Source organism: Eubacterium sp. BL-380-WT-2B (assembly GCF_009696115.1).
Lineage (GTDB): Bacteria > Bacillota > Clostridia > Eubacteriales > Eubacteriaceae > Eubacterium > Eubacterium callanderi.
Window position 1 is genome coordinate 79,620 of the sequence record NZ_VUMP01000011.1, and the last position, 16,126, is coordinate 95,745.

The 16,126-nt window shown below is 40.6% G+C and carries 18 protein-coding genes; 17 read left to right on the forward strand and 1 reads right to left on the reverse strand.

Translation table 11 applies throughout. The annotated features are described in order from the left end of the window. The first annotated feature begins 4 nt into the window (after nt 1-4). Nucleotides 5-913: a bifunctional riboflavin kinase/FAD synthetase gene (locus tag FYJ53_RS19640; protein WP_148430038.1), complete on the forward strand. Its 909-nt coding sequence runs from the start codon at nt 5-7 to the stop codon at nt 911-913. A gap of 54 nt (nt 914-967) precedes the next feature. On the opposite strand, the gene FYJ53_RS19645 is transcribed toward FYJ53_RS19640, so the two are convergent. Further along, nucleotides 968-1,927, reverse strand: coding sequence for a sugar-binding transcriptional regulator (locus FYJ53_RS19645; protein WP_013380775.1), 960 nt, complete (start codon nt 1,925-1,927; stop codon nt 968-970). 509 nt (nt 1,928-2,436) lie between these two features. Here FYJ53_RS19645 and FYJ53_RS19650 point away from each other — a divergent pair. From FYJ53_RS19650 to FYJ53_RS19725, 16 genes are all read left to right on the forward strand, one after another. Then, nucleotides 2,437-3,279, forward strand: a complete 843-nt coding sequence (locus FYJ53_RS19650) for a class II fructose-bisphosphate aldolase (RefSeq protein ID WP_148430039.1) — start codon at nt 2,437-2,439, stop codon at nt 3,277-3,279. 3 nt (nt 3,280-3,282) lie between these two features. After that, nucleotides 3,283-3,996 carry a triose-phosphate isomerase gene (locus FYJ53_RS19655; protein WP_148430041.1) on the forward strand — a complete coding sequence of 238 codons (714 nt, stop codon included), beginning with the start codon at nt 3,283-3,285 and terminating at the stop codon, nt 3,994-3,996. Beyond that, nucleotides 3,983-4,504, forward strand: a complete 522-nt coding sequence (locus FYJ53_RS19660; RefSeq protein ID WP_013380771.1) for a YjbQ family protein — start codon at nt 3,983-3,985, stop codon at nt 4,502-4,504. Before FYJ53_RS19655 ends, FYJ53_RS19660 begins: the two co-directional genes overlap by 14 nt. A gap of 416 nt (nt 4,505-4,920) precedes the next feature. After that, the gene (locus FYJ53_RS19665; protein ID WP_148430043.1) at nt 4,921-5,421 is read left to right on the forward strand and encodes a transcriptional regulator GutM; all 501 of its coding nucleotides are present in this window, start codon (nt 4,921-4,923) and stop codon (nt 5,419-5,421) included. Nucleotides 5,422-5,502: 81 nt separating this feature from the next. Then, complete coding sequence (locus tag FYJ53_RS19670) at nt 5,503-6,033, forward strand: PTS glucitol/sorbitol transporter subunit IIC (protein WP_013380768.1); 531 nt, start codon at nt 5,503-5,505, stop codon at nt 6,031-6,033. Beyond that, nucleotides 6,026-7,015 carry a PTS glucitol/sorbitol transporter subunit IIB gene (locus FYJ53_RS19675; RefSeq protein WP_148430045.1) on the forward strand — a complete coding sequence of 330 codons (990 nt, stop codon included), beginning with the start codon at nt 6,026-6,028 and terminating at the stop codon, nt 7,013-7,015. Before FYJ53_RS19670 ends, FYJ53_RS19675 begins: the two co-directional genes overlap by 8 nt. 14 nt (nt 7,016-7,029) lie before the next feature. After that, nucleotides 7,030-7,392, forward strand: a complete 363-nt coding sequence (locus FYJ53_RS19680) for a PTS glucitol/sorbitol transporter subunit IIA (RefSeq protein ID WP_090412781.1) — start codon at nt 7,030-7,032, stop codon at nt 7,390-7,392. A gap of 81 nt (nt 7,393-7,473) precedes the next feature. Continuing rightward, nucleotides 7,474-8,775, forward strand: coding sequence for an NAD(P)H-dependent oxidoreductase (locus FYJ53_RS19685; RefSeq protein ID WP_013380765.1), 1,302 nt, complete (start codon nt 7,474-7,476; stop codon nt 8,773-8,775). 84 nt (nt 8,776-8,859) lie between these two features. Next, nucleotides 8,860-9,135 (forward strand): HPr family phosphocarrier protein, encoded by a 276-nt coding sequence (locus tag FYJ53_RS19690; protein WP_013380764.1) that lies wholly within the window; start codon nt 8,860-8,862, stop codon nt 9,133-9,135. Nucleotides 9,136-9,251: 116 nt separating this feature from the next. After that, entirely contained in the window at nt 9,252-9,644 is a 393-nt protein-coding gene (locus FYJ53_RS19695; protein ID WP_148430049.1) for a pyridoxamine 5'-phosphate oxidase family protein, read from the forward strand. A gap of 119 nt (nt 9,645-9,763) precedes the next feature. Beyond that, the gene (locus FYJ53_RS19700; protein ID WP_148430050.1) at nt 9,764-10,405 is read left to right on the forward strand and encodes a B12-binding domain-containing protein; all 642 of its coding nucleotides are present in this window, start codon (nt 9,764-9,766) and stop codon (nt 10,403-10,405) included. Beyond that, the gene (locus FYJ53_RS21735; protein ID WP_187367989.1) at nt 10,398-11,099 is read left to right on the forward strand and encodes a GntR family transcriptional regulator; all 702 of its coding nucleotides are present in this window, start codon (nt 10,398-10,400) and stop codon (nt 11,097-11,099) included. The genes FYJ53_RS19700 and FYJ53_RS21735 overlap by 8 nt, the downstream gene beginning before the upstream one ends. Nucleotides 11,100-11,101: 2 nt before the next feature. Continuing rightward, complete coding sequence (locus tag FYJ53_RS19710; protein WP_227930317.1) at nt 11,102-11,794, forward strand: GntR family transcriptional regulator; 693 nt, start codon at nt 11,102-11,104, stop codon at nt 11,792-11,794. 204 nt (nt 11,795-11,998) lie between these two features. Continuing rightward, nucleotides 11,999-13,435 (forward strand): trimethylamine methyltransferase family protein, encoded by a 1,437-nt coding sequence (locus tag FYJ53_RS19715; protein ID WP_148430054.1) that lies wholly within the window; start codon nt 11,999-12,001, stop codon nt 13,433-13,435. 19 nt (nt 13,436-13,454) lie between these two features. After that, nucleotides 13,455-14,867, forward strand: coding sequence for a trimethylamine methyltransferase family protein (locus FYJ53_RS19720; protein ID WP_148430056.1), 1,413 nt, complete (start codon nt 13,455-13,457; stop codon nt 14,865-14,867). An 11-nt stretch (nt 14,868-14,878) separates the two neighbouring features. Next, entirely contained in the window at nt 14,879-16,120 is a 1,242-nt protein-coding gene (locus FYJ53_RS19725) for an MFS transporter (RefSeq protein WP_148430057.1), read from the forward strand. Nucleotides 16,121-16,126: the final 6 nt, after the last annotated feature.

The window sequence follows — 16,126 nt, forward strand, 5'->3', positions numbered from 1 at the left end:
AACCATGAATACCGAAATTAATCCAAATGAAAAAATTGTGTTGGCTCTTGGCTTTTTTGATGGTGTGCACTTGGGGCATCAGGAGCTTATCAATGCCACCATCAAAAAGGCAAGAGAACTGAATTGCGCCAGTGGAGTCATGACCTTTGCTGAACATCCACTGACGCATATTTTTCCAGCCTACTCACCGTGGCTTATTACCACGAATGAAGAAAAAGTTCAGGTTATGAAAGATCTGGGGATTGATTATGTTTTTCTGAATCCTTTTAATGACCAGCTAATGTGTTACAGTCCAAAAGCCTTTATACGGGACTACCTGCTGCAGAAATATAATGTTGCTCATATTGTGGTCGGCTTTAACTATAGCTTTGGCTTTAAAGGTGAAGGGGATATTCAGATGCTCACAGAGTTTGGAAAACGCTTTAATTTTGGCGTGACCGTTATTCCGCCGTGTATTATCGATGGACAATCGGTCAGCAGTACCCTGATCCGGGAGCTTATCGGTACCGGAAAAGTAAATGAGGTATCAACCTTTTTAGGGCGGGATTACAGCATTGAGGGAACCATTGTAAAAGGGAAGGGGCTTGGGCATACCTTTGATATTCCCACCGCCAACTTGAAAATGAAAGAAAAAGTCATTCTTCCCAGCAGCGGCGTCTATTATACAAAAATAAAGGTGCGTGGCCAGGAACACGATGGCCTTACGAATTTAGGGTTTAATCCTACTTTTGAAAAACATCCCTACAGTATTGAGACCTACATTTATGATTTTGATGAGAATATTTATGGGGATTACGTCACTCTTACTTTTAAAGAGAGAATTCGTGGTGAAATCAAGTTTGATAATCTCGGCGATCTGGTCGCCCAGATCAAAAGTGACATCCGTAATATCCATACGCGCTACAGGAAGTAGGGATAAAAGGGTGACCGTCCGTTTCGGACGGTCACCCTTTTATGTTGCAAGAAATCATTCACTTTTCATGCGGTCTAAAATCTGTGCACAATCGTAATCGGTAATCAGCACATTAATATAACCGCCGTTGATGGCGCCTGAAATGGCAACAGGCTTATCAACGCCGCCGCAGACACCAATGGAGTATTTAGTATTTTTGAGCACGCCCAGGTCAATGGACATCATTTTTTCGTTATATTCAAATTTATCAATATTGCCGTTTTCGTCATAAAAAACCATACAGATATCACCACACATTTTCTGTTCACGAATTTCTTCAAACATTTCCGGGGTAAAGTAACCTGTTTTTATAATAGTAGAATTGCTGGTAGGGGCACCGATACCCAAAATTGCGATATCCATACGCTTAGCCTTTTTAAAGACGCGTTGAATACTGTTTTCTTTCATCAACTCAATTTTTGTATTTTTTCTGGAAATCATGGCAGGAGCGTGAAGCGGATAGTAAATGCCTCCAAAGGCACGCGCCATGGATTCAGCAATATAGTTGCTGTGCAGTTCGGTAGCTACAGTGCCAATGCCGCCAATCAAAGGGACAAAGGTAAGATTTGAGTGGTAGGAATTGTTGGCGTGCGGCGCAATCTGTGCGACCGTGGTTCCCATGGTGACGCCAATGACGTCGCCATCACGTATTATCCGGGAAAGATACTGAGCGGCGGCCTTACCCATCAACGCTTTAGTTTCGGCTGTATCCTCCAGAGTTTCTACAATGAAAACTTCTTTTAAATCATATTTTTCTTCTAACAACTGCTCCAGCTGAAAGTATTTACGTCCATTGGTGTCCGATACCGTAATGGTAACAATGCCATGTTCTCTGGCGGCGCTCAACAGCTTAGAGATGGTAGGGCGAGAAATAGATAACTTATTGGCAATGTCCTGCTGGCTCATATTTTTATTATAGTACATATCGCTGACGCGCAGCATCATGCGTTCATCCTCAATAATATTTTTTTTCATTAAAAAACTCCTCTATATCTATATATCTGTTAGTATGAATTTTAACATAGCTTTCTTAGAAAAACCATTTTTTTTCGTTATAATTTAACAAATGTTTTAAATAGAATAAATGATAAAACAGAAAAAACAAAAATTAAAATAATTAAAAGCGTTAAAACAAAAATATGAAATTGTTTTTCAAATGTTCTTATTAATAAAAAAATGGTTTTTGACTTCTGAAAAATAAAGCGTTGGGGTTGAAAAAACCTTTAAAAAAAGGGCTTTAAGGCTTTTTGTTAGAGTGGTAAAAAAATAAAAAAGAAACAAATGTAAAAAACAAACATATCTTCTTAAAAAAATCACAGAGGAAGATTTAAGATTTGACAAAAAATAAAAAACGCATATAATCATAGGTGAGAAAGAACAAAAAAGGCTTGCAGGAACATATGTTATAGAAAATAAAGGAGAGCTCACCTTTTGCCTGTTTAGCGGCGAATACCGCCAGCTTTTATTCTATGGAGGGATGAATTATGTTAGTAACATCAAAGGAATTGTTTAAAAAAGCCCAAGAGCAGCATTTTGCAATACCAGCAGCTAATTTTATTGACTTGGAATCGCTGAAATGGCATGTAGAGGTAGCCGAAAGGCTGGGACTTCCTCTTATTCTGGCTTTGGCAGAAAGCCATCTGGGGGATGACATTAATCTGGAGGACGCGGCTCTTGTCGGTAAAAAATATGCTGAAGCTGCAAAAGTTCCAGTAGTTTTACATCTGGATCATGGTGCGACGCCAGAACTCATTAAAAGAGCCATTGATCTGGGTTTTTCTTCAGTTATGATTGATGCTTCGATGGAAAGCTTTGATGTTAATGCTGCCAGAACAAAAGAAATTATTGACTATGCTCATCCAAGGGGTGTGGTGGTAGAGGCTGAAATTGGACATGTAGGGGCTGGGGAAAATTATGAGAATCATGACGAGACAGACTCAAAGTATACTACAGTAGAAGATGCTGAAAACTTTATTAAAGCTACAAATGTCGACTCTCTGGCGATTTCAATCGGGACAGCCCATGGTATGTATAAGGGGATTCCCGAAATTAACTTTGACCGTTTGAGAGAAATAGCGGCGGCTGTGAATACACCATTAGTTCTTCATGGCGGCTCCTCGTCGGGAGATAAAAACTTAAACAAATGCGCAGTGAGTGGCATTGCCAAGATCAATATTTTTTCTGATTTTCTGGCCGGCGCTATGGAAAGTCTGAATGAACAAAAGCCAGATAATTACCTGGATGTTAAGAAGGCTTCTAAAGAGGGGATGCAGAAAACCCTTGAGCATTATTATGGTATTTTTGAGACAAAAGCAGTGGAGGTATAAACAATGAGAAAAGTGAGAACACCTTTTTTGATCGTCAATCCAAAGTCCTATCTCTATGGCGAAAAAAGCCTGGAATTAGCTAAAGCCGCCGACAGGGTAGCAGAAGATACTGGAGTTGAAATTTTTTTCACCTGTCCTTTTGCGGATATTCGTTACATTGCTGAAAACACTAAAAATATTATTGTGACGGCTCAGTATATGGAATCACTGCGCCCTGGAAGAGGGATGGGACACGTGCTGCCGGAATCATTGAAAGCAGCGGGAGCAGAAGCGGTATTTTTAAACCACGCCGAGAACAGCTGTACAGTGGCAGAACTGTATGCGACCATGAATCGGGCAAAAGAACTTGAAATGATTACAGTGGTCTGTGCGGATTCGGTTGTGGAATCAAGGGCGATTGCAGAAATGAAGCCGAATATTTTGCTGTCTGAACCAACGGATCTTATCGGTACGGGAGAGACGGCGGATGATAGCTACGTTCTGGAAACGACTGAACAGATCCATGCTGTGAATCCGGAAATTTTGATCATGATCGCCTCTGGAGTTAATTCTCCAGAAGATGTTTATAATATTATTAAGCTGGGCGCAGACGGGACAGGTGCGACCTCCGGCATTATAGGAGCGCCTGATCCTGCGCGGATGGTCCGCGAAATGGCAGAGGCCATGGCTAAGGCGGATAAAGAAAAGAAAGGGGAACAATGCAATGAAAATGTATAAAGAACAAATTGAACTGGAGTCTCACGGCGGCAGACCCACTTATTTTGACATCACACCACAGTTGAAAAAAATTATTCAAGAGAGCGGTATTAAAGATGGTATCTGTGCTGTCTCCTCGCCGCATACTACCTGCGCTGTCTTTTTTGAGGAGTTTGTCCACGATTATACCGAAGAAGGTGATGAATTTTTACAAGTCGATTTAAACAATGGGCTTAATAAAATTTTCCCCAGGCATGAAACAGCAGAACAATATCTTTATCCCGGTGAGGAGCATTATCGAGAGGTCGAATCCTGGCCGAATGCCGAAACCTATCTGCCGGGAGGCGACCGGACGCAGCTTTTTAATTGTGACGCCCATCTGAAAGCAACGATCATTGGCTCAAGTGAAGTTTTTGATGTAGAAAACGGAAATCTTGGCGTTGGTGTGACGGGATATGCTTATTTTGTTGATTTTGACTGCTCGCGCCCCAGACCAAGAAAATGTAAGGTCTGCATTATTGGCGAATAATTTTTAATATAATATAAAAAATGCTGTACTCTCTATTTTTAATGAGAATATAGCATTTTTTTTGTTTTAGGAAAAGAAAAGTTAGGAACAAAAATAATATAGATCATTTTTTATTTTTGTAAACTATTTGCGATTGTTAAACAAATAACATCATAAAATTATCATTTGTAAATTATAAAAACGTAATCTAAAATGATATTATTTTAACGAATGAAACAAATAAAGCACAAGAAAACGAATACAATTCGCTAAATCAAGCCAAAGTTATATAAAATTTAATATCAAAGATCACAAGGATGATTTCAATATCTGATTGACATTTACAAATGTGCGTTATATAATGCGATTAAAGCCAAGAACAAAAGACAAAAATAGAAGCATTCAGACTAAAAAATTAAAATAAGGGGAAAAGGAAAATGCAAAGAAATTTATTGTTTTTAATTGTATTTGCGTTGATGGCACTTCAGATGGTACTCAGCTTGTTTCAGATAAAGCGCTACCAGCGTGAACTGGGCAAGTTAAGAGGAACCGGTACCATTGGTATTGGACATACGAAAGGGGGGCTGAAGGCAGGACAAATTTTGATTGTGTCTTATAGCAGGCGTAAAGATCAGGTAGTGGCTTACCGTCAGATGAAAGGGCTTACCATTTTTGCAGGGTTTAAGACAAACGAAGCCATTCTTGGAAAATGTCTGTCAGATTTGAAAGATATTGGTTTGAAAGAAGATGCCCGGGAATTCCGGCGTAGAAGGCGGAAGCATCCTTATGACCCAGAAGAGATGTCTAAAAAAAAGGGGGCACTCATTCAGGCGGTAGAGGCCATCGAAAGAAGACTTGCTGTGGAAGATACGCAAACAGAGAATAAAAAACGGATGCTCGAATGCACTGGACAACTCACGGCAAAGGAATCAATGTAAATAATACGCTGTATGTAAAATGTTGATGATCCGTTTACATATCAGCAATTATTAAAAAAAGAAAAGAACGAGGAGGTAATTATGGAATTCTTATCAAATTTAGCTACTGCATTTATTGGGCTGTTTCAAATCGGGGGTGAACAGTTTGTAGGGTACATCACCGGAATCATTCCAACACTTGTCTGTTTGATCACAGCAGTCAATGCTCTGATCGCAATCATCGGTCAGGACAAGGTCGATAAGCTGGGAATTATCTGCAGCAAAAACTTTTTACTCAGATACACGCTGCTGCCGATCCTGTCAATGTTTTTCCTGTGCAACCCAATGGCCTACACAATGGGACGTTTTCTGGATGAAAAATACAAACCCGCATTTTATGATGCGGCAGTGTCTTTCTGTCATCCAATCACAGGTTTGTTTCCGCATGCTAATGCTGGTGAATACTTTGTTTACGGCGGGATTGCGGCAGGACTCACAACCCTAGGCAAGGATCTTGGCCCACTGGCAATCCGCTACTTTATTGTCGGCGTTATCGTAATATTGATCCGTGGGATTATCTGCGAGCGATTGACCATTAAGTTTATGAAAAAGGGGGAAAACGCAAATGTATAAAGCCGTTAAAGTATCAAGGGGTTCTTCAGGCTGGGGTGGCCCGCTGGTGATCCAGCCAACCGAAAAGCGTAATAAAATTGTATCTGTTACAGGTGGCGGTATCGACCCGCTCACTAAAAGAATCGCTGAGCTGACAGGAGCGACTGCTGTTGATGGCTTCTCAACAGGTGTTCCTGATGATGAATTTGCATGCGTTGTCATTGACTGCGGCGGTACAGCCCGATGCGGTGTTTACCCTAAAAAGCAGATACCGACCATTAACATCACTTCAGTAGGACAGAGCGGTCCGCTGGCTAAATTTATCACCGAAGATATCTATGTATCGGGGGTAAAGCCTGAGACCATTCAGCTGGCCGATGGCTCTGAAGCACCAATTGCCACTGAAAAAACCATACAACAGGAAAAACAGAAGAAAGAAGAAAGCAAAAATAAGAAAAGCGATAAGGGTGACAAGAAAGAAAGCATTATCGTACGTCTTGGTAAAGGTGTTGGCGGCGTTGTTGGCAAATTCTTTCAGGCAGGCCGTGACACCATCGATATGGTTATCCGTAATATCCTTCCTTTTATGGCCTTTGTTGCCATGCTTATCGGGATTATCCAAGGAACCGGTCTTGGCGACTGGATCGCAAACACCATTTCACCGCTTGCAAATACACTGCCAGGCTTGTTGGTTATCTGTATTATCTGCGCCATACCAATTATTTCCCCAATTATCGGACCAGGCGCTGTCATTGCTCAGGTAGTCGGTGTTTTAATTGGTCAGCAGATTGGTGTAGGCGCCATCAATCCTTCACTGGCATTGCCAGCACTCTTTGCCATTGACGCACAGGTAGGCTGTGATTTTGTACCAGTCGGCCTTTCCCTTGGTGAAGCAGAGCCGGAAACCATTGATGCCGGTGTACCAGCCGTACTGTTTGAGCGCTTGATCACAGGCCCTGTGGCTGTTCTGATCGCTTATGCTTTCAGTATTGGTTTATATTAAAAGGCAGAGATGAAATGGACTATAAAAGCACTGTAACAACCATTGGGCCGCTGGTAGAGGAAATGGCGGAAGAAGGAAATTTTATAATCGTATTTAATGAAAATGCACCAGAATCTCTTGCAGAGATGTCTGTTCTTCACACTATCTGTGATATGGATCAGGAAATTAAGCCAGGAGATGTGGTCATTTTTGGAAACAACCAATATATTGTTACCGCAGTGGGTGAGGAAGCAAACCACACTTTAAAAGCGATGGGGCACTGCTCTTTTAAATTTACAGGCCAAGAGGCTGTGGAACTTCCTGGACAGATTGAACTGTCTGGCGGTGATCTGCCAGAAATAAAGCCTGGAGATCAGTTTGAAATTCTATTCACTTAATATGACAGTGGAGAGCAGACTCATTAAGCTGTCGGATAAAAATCGTTCAACAAATTTTTAATATAGAAAGAGGTATTTAAAATGATTAACATGATGTACAAGCTTCAGAAGTTGGAAGACGAAGGTAAACCAATTAAGGCCAGTATCGTTGGCGCAGGCCAGATGGGCTGCGGTATGGCCGCTCAGATGACAGTTATGAAAGGGATGGATCCGGTAGTTGTGGTTGACGTTGTGCTTGAAAATGCAAAACGTGCGTATCTGGATTCCGGTTATAAAGAAGGCGAAGACTTTGTAGAAGCGGAAACAGTTGAAGAAGCTAATAAGCTTCTGGCAGAAGGCAAGTTTATTGTTACAAAAAATAATGAAATCGCAACAAAATGTGACATTATCGATTGTGCTGTCGACGCAACCGGCGTGCCGGAAGTTGGTGCCAAGGTTGCAATGGACGCCATCAACGCCGGTAAACATATCTGTATGTTAAATGTTGAAACTGACGTGTGCATCGGCCATCTTTTATATAAACTGGCCAACAACGCAGGTGTTGTCTACACTGGTTCCGCAGGAGACGAACCAGGTGCTGTTGTTGAAATGTATGATTATGCAAAAGGCCTCGGATTTGATGTCAAGGTTGTTGGTAAAGGTAAAAACAATCCTCTGGCTCTGGAGTGCACACCAGAAACCGTTGCAGAAATCGCAAAAGAGAAAGGCGCTTCTCCAAAAATGATTTGTGCCTTCAAGGATGGCACTAAAACCATGGTCGAGATGACTGCAATGGCCAATGCCACAGGCTTTGTACCAGATGTTACCGGTGCACATGGCGCCGAAAGCGATGTTGCCCACCTGAATGATGTGTTAAGCCTTAAGAGCGAAGGACGCGGTGGTGTGTTAGACAATTATGGTGTCATTGAATATATCAATGGCGTGGCGCCTGGTGTGTTTGTAATTATCGGAACAGATCAGCCGGATATTGCTGCAGAGCTGACTTATCTGAGTATGGGGCCTGGACCAAATTATACACTGTACCGTCCGTATCACTTAACTTCTTTAGAAACACCAATGTCTGTAGCAAAGGCCTGCATAGATCATGAACCGACGATTGTACCGCGCTGCGGCCGTGTGGCTGAAACCATTGCTGTCGCTAAAAAGGATATGAAAGCTGGAGAAATGCTGGATGGCATCGGCGGGTATACCATTCGGGGAACCTTCATGGCTGCCTCAGAAGCCGACAGACAGAACGCACTGCCGATGGGGCTTGTCGACAAAAAAACACAGCTGGTCCATGATAAAAAGGCCGGTGAAGTGATTACCTATGACGATGTTGTACTGAACAATGATAACCTGATTGTACAACTGCGCAAATTACAGGACGAATTATTTATCTAACCTTTACCCCTTGCCTGGACAGGATGTGGAGACAGCAAGCACTTCACACTTGTCTGGGCACTTTTTAAAAAAGGAGAAAACAAAATGCATACACAAAAACTGACGGTCGTTAACCCTACCGGCCTGCACGCGCGTCCAGCAGCAGAGTTCTGTAAGATCGCTGGGACCTATCAATCAAAAATTAGCCTTAAACGCCTGGGAGAAAACGAAAAAGAAGGAAACGGAAAGTCTGTGATCGCTGTTATGGCTATGGGACTGCCAAAAGGCTGTGAGATCGAAATCAGCGCAGAAGGCGAGGATGAATACGCAGCGGTTGAGGCTCTGGCAGAGTTAGTCAGAGGCGGATTTGGTGAAATATAAACAAGTAACGCCGTTAAACAGAAAGTTTTGTTTGACGGCTTTTTTATTTTCAGGTCAATTTTAGGATATGTGATATAATTAAAAATACAATATTAAATTCGAAAGGGTGAAGGATCATGCAGAAAGTTTATGATTTTTTGAAAAAGTGTAACACCTACTATCTGGCTACAACAGATGGTGACCAGCCAAGGGTTCGCCCGTTTGGGACGATTGATCTTTTTGATGGCAAGCTCTATATTCAGACAGGAAAAGTAAAGGACGTTTCAAAGCAGATATTGAAAAATCCCAAAATAGAGATATGTGCTTTTGACGGTCAAAAATGGCTGAGAGTACAGGCGATTGCTGTAGAAGATGGCCGTGTGGAGGCCAGACAGCATATGCTAGACGGTTATCCAGAGTTGCAGAATATGTATTCTGCGACTGATGACAATACCCAGGTGTTTTACCTGAAAGACGCTACTGCGACATTCTCCTCATTTACGGAAGAACCGGAGATCATTACATTTTAATCAGCAAAAGCCCAGACCAGTAAAAACCGGTTCTGGGCTTTATTGTATTTTTCTAGCTGCTTTATTTACATTCAAAAGCTGCTAAGATATAATGAACTATAAAGATGAGGTGATTAAAAATGTTAGAGGCACTTGTATCCTTTTTTATTGAGCTGGATGAAGATAAGGTTGTTATAACCATACAACGTCTGATAAAGGCGGGAATCGAAAAGAAAAAAGTCGTGGAAGCACTGAATAAGGCTTTGGATATCATCGGAAAAAAGTACGAGACTGGTGAGTATACTTTATCGGATTTAATGATGGCGGGTATCCTCTATGAACAGGTAATGGAGATGGATTGTATTGATATTTCAAAATCCATTGAAAAGTCAGCGTTGAAAAATGGGATGATCGTTATTGGAACGATTGAGAGTGATATGCACGATATTGGAAAATCACTGTTTAAAAGTGTTGCATCCACTTCGGGGTTCCAGGTTATTGATCTTGGCGTGAATGTAAAGCCTGAAGTTTTCTGCCAGAAGATAAAAGAGCTTAACCCCGACATTGTGGGGATCAGCGCGGTGCTTACTGGTGCGATCAGCCATCTGCGGAAAGCAATTGACGCCATTACACAGCAGGGGCTGAGAGAACAGGTGAAGATTATTATTGGCGGTAGCGTAGTGGATGCCGCTGTCTGTAAGGAAGTAGGCGCAGACGGTTTTACGGATGATGCGATTCAGGGTGTCGAAATATGTCAAAAGTGGATGAACAGTGATGGGTGAATATACAAAGTATACGGAAATTATAGAGAACATTAAACAGAAGATACAAAGTAATATTTATAAGTCGAATGAACTGCTTCCCTCAGAAAAGGAGCTGTGTACTGAGTACAGTGTAAGCCGGCGAACCGTCCGGAGAGCGATTATGGAGCTTGTGGAGGATGGTTATTTATATACAGTCCCGGGAAAAGGGACCTTTGTACATGTTTTAAACAAGGATAATTATGAAGTTAACTTTAGACTTGAAGATATTATCTGTAAGGGATTTGATAAGTCAGAGCTATATGAAGCCACTATTCTTTCGCCGGATGTCTACCTTGTTTATAATTTGCAGGTGGCACCGACAGATAAGGTTTTGCGAATTCAGTCCCAGCTAAAAAGAGGCGATCAGATTGTGGCTTTTGATGTTAAAAATATCCCGTATTTCTTGGGAATCCCCCTGAAGGAAGAAAATCTGAATTATAATAGTTTGAGAGATATCTTGAAAAATAAAATTTCTCAGTATGAAATGACAGAGGAAATCTATTTGACCTCAATAATGGCGGATGATTTTTTATGTAGCGTTATGCAGGTGGAAGCTTCAGAGCCTTTGATGGTTTTGGATATTATCATCCGTGACCGTGATAAAATCCCATTGGGATGGAATAAAATTTATATAAAATGGAATGAAAGTGAAATTAAAGGGGTATCGGTTTGACAGTGAACAATCATTTTACAGCCTATGAGCTTATTGCAAGTGATATCCGTGAAAAAATTGAAGAAAATATTTTTAAACCTGAGCAGCGTCTGCCCTCGGTACTTGAGCTATGCAGTGAATATAATGCCAGCGATTCTACGATTCGAAAAAGTCTGGATATTTTGAAAAAAGAAGGCTATATTTACAGCAAAAAACGCGTTGGTGTTTTTGTAAGTTCTATTGAGGAAAAACGCTTTATTCTTAAGTTTAATGAATTCAGCAATTTAAAAGAGCCAGTCACGGCTTCTAAACTGTTAATGTTTAAGAAAGGACCAGATAATAAAGAAGCAAAGGACACGAGATTTTACCATAAAAAATATATTGAGTGTCATCGTATTTACGAAGCGGGAGCGTTTCCGGTGTTGTATAAAGTCGATTATATTCTGTACAATGCTCATATGCGCCTGGAAAGTATTAATGCTGAAAAATGGATGGGAGAGATGGATCTTGTGATGGACAGCCCTGCAATTTATAAACAACTTGCATTGAGAATCGAGATGGGTGAAGAGAAAATTCGCCAAGCTATGGTTTTGGCAGAAGAGAGTATCCTTTATAAAATCAGGCGTGAATATTACACTGAAAAGAAGTCATTTGTGGGTTTGAGCGAAATTTATGTCGCAAATCATGACTTAAAACTACAGATTCATGAAAAATAGGGTTGACAGAAATGTTAAATCTTGATATATTCTATGTGTAATATGTACAACATAAAAAACAAACACGATTTAATGTGTTTGTTTTTTTGAAAGCTTTCTGTGTGCTACATGTACAACTTAATATCGCGATGTTTTAAAAAATGATTTTATTTTAAAGGAGGGCTCTTTGACAAATCGATTATAATAGTTGTTGAAGGGGAGACTATGAAACCATACGAACGATTTATTTCTAAGAAGAATATTCAGACGATTCACGAAGAAAGTGTAAAAATTTTAAGTGAAATCGGAGTTAAATTTGAACATGAAAGGGCTATTGAACTTTTTAAAAAGCATGGCGCAAAGGTTGATGGGGATATTGTTTTTATTGACGAAGCTCTGTTAAACAATTCTTTGGAAAAGGTGCCGGAAAGTTTTGAAGTGAATATAGGCGATGGCAAGACCATCAATCTTGGCGGAGGATCGAAGGTACGCATGCCGGCAATGGGAAATATTTATATTTCAGAAAAAGGTAAAATACGCAAGATGGATAATAAGGACACCATTAATCAATTCAAACTTGCGGATACCAGCCCGGTCGTCAATGTCGGTTATCTAAATTATCTTCCAGATTTAAAAGGATTCACAACAGAGCAAAAAATGTTTTATTTGATTGCTATGTCTCTGAAGTATTGTAACCAGCGCAATATTATGTTAAAGGTGGATACCTTCCACATGCCTGAGAACCGTTCGGTTCGCGAGGTTACTCAGGAAGGCTACCAGCTTGTCAAGCGATTTTATGGCATTGATGGGTACGTAGCCCTTGGCGATATTAACCCGATTTCGCCATTAACATATGACCATGATCCCATTGAAAAGCTATTAGGTATCTGTGCAGAAAACCAGCCAATCTGGATTTGTCCATGCGCTATGCCGATGATGACTGCACCGGCATCGGTTGCTTCAATGGTTGCTCAGACAAATGCCGAGATTCTAGCAGGATTGACGCTTATACAGCTCATTAATCCTGGAACGCCAGTTTTATATGGAAATACTTCAGGCTCGACAAACCTTCGTACTATTCAGCTAAGTATTGGTGCGCCAGAGACCGCGCTTGTCAGCTATGCCACAGCAGGGCTTGCTGAATATTATAACCTGCCATTCAGAACTGGTGGCGGTTTGAGTGACGCTAAGGATATGGATATGCAGGCCGGCTTAGAATCAATGCTGATGATTCAGACAACAGAAGAGTGCAATCCTGATTTGGTCATGCACAGCTGTGGTACGATTGGATCATTCAATGTCATTAGCTTTGAAAAATTTTTGGTAGATGAGGAAATTTGGGATTATGTCAGGCGCCTAATAAAAGGCGTGGATACCAATGAAAAGAAACTTTGTTTCAAAGATCTTCAAAAAGCCGGGCCGCGTGGAACCTTTGTAACTGGAAGAACACCGAAAATGTATCGGGAAGAGTTTGTTTTACCTAAATATCTGAATAAGGACGACCCCAATCAATGGCAGGCACAGGGAGGGACACCGCTGCGTGATACTCTTGAAGAAGCTGTTAGAAGCCGTATTGACAGCTATAGTCCGCCGGAGATGACCAAAGAACAAAATGAGCTTTTAATGCCATATCTGCCAGAAGCTTATAAGGAAAGAATTTAACAGGACAAAGAGGTTAAGTATGTGCGCTGAAAAAAATTACTTTGAAAAAAATGGGAACCTTCATGAAGAGTCAAAAGCTCTTTTGAAGAAAAACGGTCTGCCATTAGAAGATACAAAATTGGCAGACTGGTTTAGAAAAAGAGGGTTTACAGTAGAGGAAGGAAGAATAAAGTTTAAGGATTACGAAATTGAGCATGCTCTCAAATTATGCCCGTCGGTGATCCAGCTGAAAACAGATGCCTCTGACTTAGCCATTGGAGGATTAAAAAAATATTATGGATTTACAGGTACACCAAAATTATTTTTAAACAACAACGCACATACTTTTCATAAAGAAGATGGTATTGATATTTTTAAGCTGGTCGATACCAGCCGTATCATTGATTTTTTAGCGTGTTATCCTTGGTTTTCAAGTCATTGGGACCAAGTCGAACAAATAGCTTTTTTACTTAAATACAGCAATAACCCCTTGGTTGTTTTTCCAGGAAGATGTGATAATAAAACGGGTTTGTATGAATCACTCAAATTCATTGGGGACTATTTTGAACAAAGAAATGAGTACCAGCTGGCTGTTCCATTGGAGGTCTATGACGACAGAGCTGTTACGTGGAGACAGATGGAGTGTTTGGACTGTATAACCGGGTTTCACCAGGCAGTTTTATTGAGAATTCACAGCACTGTAAAAAAGAATGAGTTGATAACAGAAGAAGCGCTTTGTGCCCGGATTAATACTGTAGCTCTGGGTTACTGCTGTATTATTCAAAGGCTTTTTGCAGGACATGCTGTGATCTTTACATTATCTAACCAGATATCCTGCAGTCATAGTAGTAAAGGAATTGTAAACATTGCGAGTAAAAATATTTTAAGGATGGCAGCGCAGGTGTGGAGGTATTACCAAGTGCCGTTTATGATGAATAATCTTCCTTTTAGGGCACAGAAGATGGATGCTGTTGCTGGTATTGAAGCCATGACGCATTACCGGGAGATGTTTGACGATCTTCAAAGCGATATGATGGGATTCTCATTGGGCAGTCTTGATCATGAGAAAATATTTAGTCTTGAAAAGTATCTGATAGATGAAGAAATTATTGAAATGTTGGCGCGATTGTACCGTGGAATAGATTGCTCAGAGGAAACAAGCTGTTATGATGCTATAAAGAATGCCGGCCCCAGAGGAAGCTACTTTAACACCCGTATGCTTAAAGTTATTAAAAAAGAATTTTATGACAGCCGTTATCTAAATAAAGAATCACTTGGAAATTGGCGTTCCGAGACTGAACAGGATTTGATCGGTTATGTGGGGAAAGCTGTTCAAAAAAGATTGAATACTTATGTCCCACCAGAGGTTACGAGAGAAAAAAGAATACTTTTGGACAAATACCTGAGAGATGAGGACAATTGTATGACTCAATTTCAGAATATAAAAATTTAGAGGAGAAAATTATGGAATTATCAAAAGGGAAGAGGAATTTTCTGGTTGTATTGATCAGTTTTATGGTCGGGATTATTTACTTTATTCCATACATTCGTTTTACGTTTTATGATCAAACAATTGCTGCGTTTCAGCTTACCAATATGGAGCTTGGCAATTTAGGGGCGGTCTACGGACTTGTTGCGTTGTTTTGTTATCCAATTAGCGGTTTTTTGGCAGAAAAGTTTAGTCCTAAATTTTTATTGGCGGCGTCTTTTGTCGGAACAGCGGCGATGACTTTCTGGCAGGCAAGTTTTCCAAGCTATGGTGCATTGCTTGTTATCTATGTATTGTTTGCTTTTTTTACAACTGCAACACTGTGGTCGCCATATATTGCGGTATTAAGAAATCTTGGGACTGAAGAAGAACAAGGCAAGCTTTTTGGGATCAGTGAGGCTATGCGCGGTATTGTCTCTACGGTAACCGGTTTTGTATTTGTCTGGATACTCAGTCTTTTTGCCGATGCGGTCGGCGGTTTTAGGGCTATTTTAATTATCGGGGCAATTGTTTATATTATTTTTGCAGCTTTAGCCATCATTTTTCTGCCTAAAAATGTTTCACGCGATGTAAAAGAGACCGAAGATAAAAAGGAAAAGGGGAGTATCCTGAAAGCTTTGAAGCTGCCAGGTGTCTGGTTGATGGGACTTTTCATTTTTAGCTGTTATTCCATTATCGCTGCGGGCATTAATTATCTGGGAACGTATACCACACAGATTTTAGGTGTCTCAGCCTCTGTATCCAGCAGTCTGGCAATTATCCGCAGCTATGTCTTAACGGTTGTGGCAGGCATTGGGGCTGGAATTATCGCAGACAAGTTTAAATCACGATTGATCTTTCTGGTTTATGTTCTGATCGCGATTATCGTTTGTGCTGTAGCAACACCATTTTTGTCTAATCTCGCTACTATAGCAATCATCGTCACTATGATTTTATCATTAATGTATTTTATGATGAAATCCGTCTATTTTTCCATTATGGGAGAAAGCGGTATCCCTGTGGCCATGACTGGTATTGCCAGTGGTATTGTATCGTTTATTGGTTTTATTCCAGACGCTTTTATTACCTCTCTGATGGGATCATGGCTTGATAAAGACCCTGTAACAGGTTTTAATATGATTTTTGCTTGGATTGCAATTTGGGGTGTAATTGCAATTGTTTTGGCACTTGTTATCTATAAAAGAGGAAAAAAAGACCACCAGATTCTTGAAAAATGATCGAAT

Bases quoted from the DNA above. Each gene is read 5' to 3' on its own strand.
- FYJ53_RS19655 (WP_148430041.1), top strand. From the start codon at position 3,283: ATGAGAAAAGTGAGAACACCTTTTTTGATCGTCAATCCAAAGTCCTAT.
- FYJ53_RS19685 (WP_013380765.1), top strand. From the start codon at position 7,474: ATGATTAACATGATGTACAAGCTTCAGAAGTTGGAAGACGAAGGTAAA.
- FYJ53_RS19695 (WP_148430049.1), top strand. From the start codon at position 9,252: ATGCAGAAAGTTTATGATTTTTTGAAAAAGTGTAACACCTACTATCTG.
- FYJ53_RS19665 (WP_148430043.1), top strand. From the start codon at position 4,921: ATGCAAAGAAATTTATTGTTTTTAATTGTATTTGCGTTGATGGCACTT.
- FYJ53_RS19645 (WP_013380775.1), bottom strand. From the start codon at position 1,927: ATGAAAAAAAATATTATTGAGGATGAACGCATGATGCTGCGCGTCAGC.
- FYJ53_RS19700 (WP_148430050.1), top strand. From the start codon at position 9,764: ATGTTAGAGGCACTTGTATCCTTTTTTATTGAGCTGGATGAAGATAAG.
- FYJ53_RS19650 (WP_148430039.1), top strand. From the start codon at position 2,437: ATGTTAGTAACATCAAAGGAATTGTTTAAAAAAGCCCAAGAGCAGCAT.
- FYJ53_RS19725 (WP_148430057.1), top strand. From the start codon at position 14,879: ATGGAATTATCAAAAGGGAAGAGGAATTTTCTGGTTGTATTGATCAGT.
- FYJ53_RS19670 (WP_013380768.1), top strand. From the start codon at position 5,503: ATGGAATTCTTATCAAATTTAGCTACTGCATTTATTGGGCTGTTTCAA.
- FYJ53_RS19680 (WP_090412781.1), top strand. From the start codon at position 7,030: ATGGACTATAAAAGCACTGTAACAACCATTGGGCCGCTGGTAGAGGAA.
- FYJ53_RS19675 (WP_148430045.1), top strand. From the start codon at position 6,026: ATGTATAAAGCCGTTAAAGTATCAAGGGGTTCTTCAGGCTGGGGTGGC.
- FYJ53_RS19690 (WP_013380764.1), top strand. From the start codon at position 8,860: ATGCATACACAAAAACTGACGGTCGTTAACCCTACCGGCCTGCACGCG.
- FYJ53_RS19720 (WP_148430056.1), top strand. From the start codon at position 13,455: ATGTGCGCTGAAAAAAATTACTTTGAAAAAAATGGGAACCTTCATGAA.
- FYJ53_RS19660 (WP_013380771.1), top strand. From the start codon at position 3,983: ATGAAAATGTATAAAGAACAAATTGAACTGGAGTCTCACGGCGGCAGA.
- FYJ53_RS19715 (WP_148430054.1), top strand. From the start codon at position 11,999: ATGAAACCATACGAACGATTTATTTCTAAGAAGAATATTCAGACGATT.
- FYJ53_RS21735 (WP_187367989.1), top strand. From the start codon at position 10,398: ATGGGTGAATATACAAAGTATACGGAAATTATAGAGAACATTAAACAG.
- FYJ53_RS19640 (WP_148430038.1), top strand. From the start codon at position 5: ATGAATACCGAAATTAATCCAAATGAAAAAATTGTGTTGGCTCTTGGC.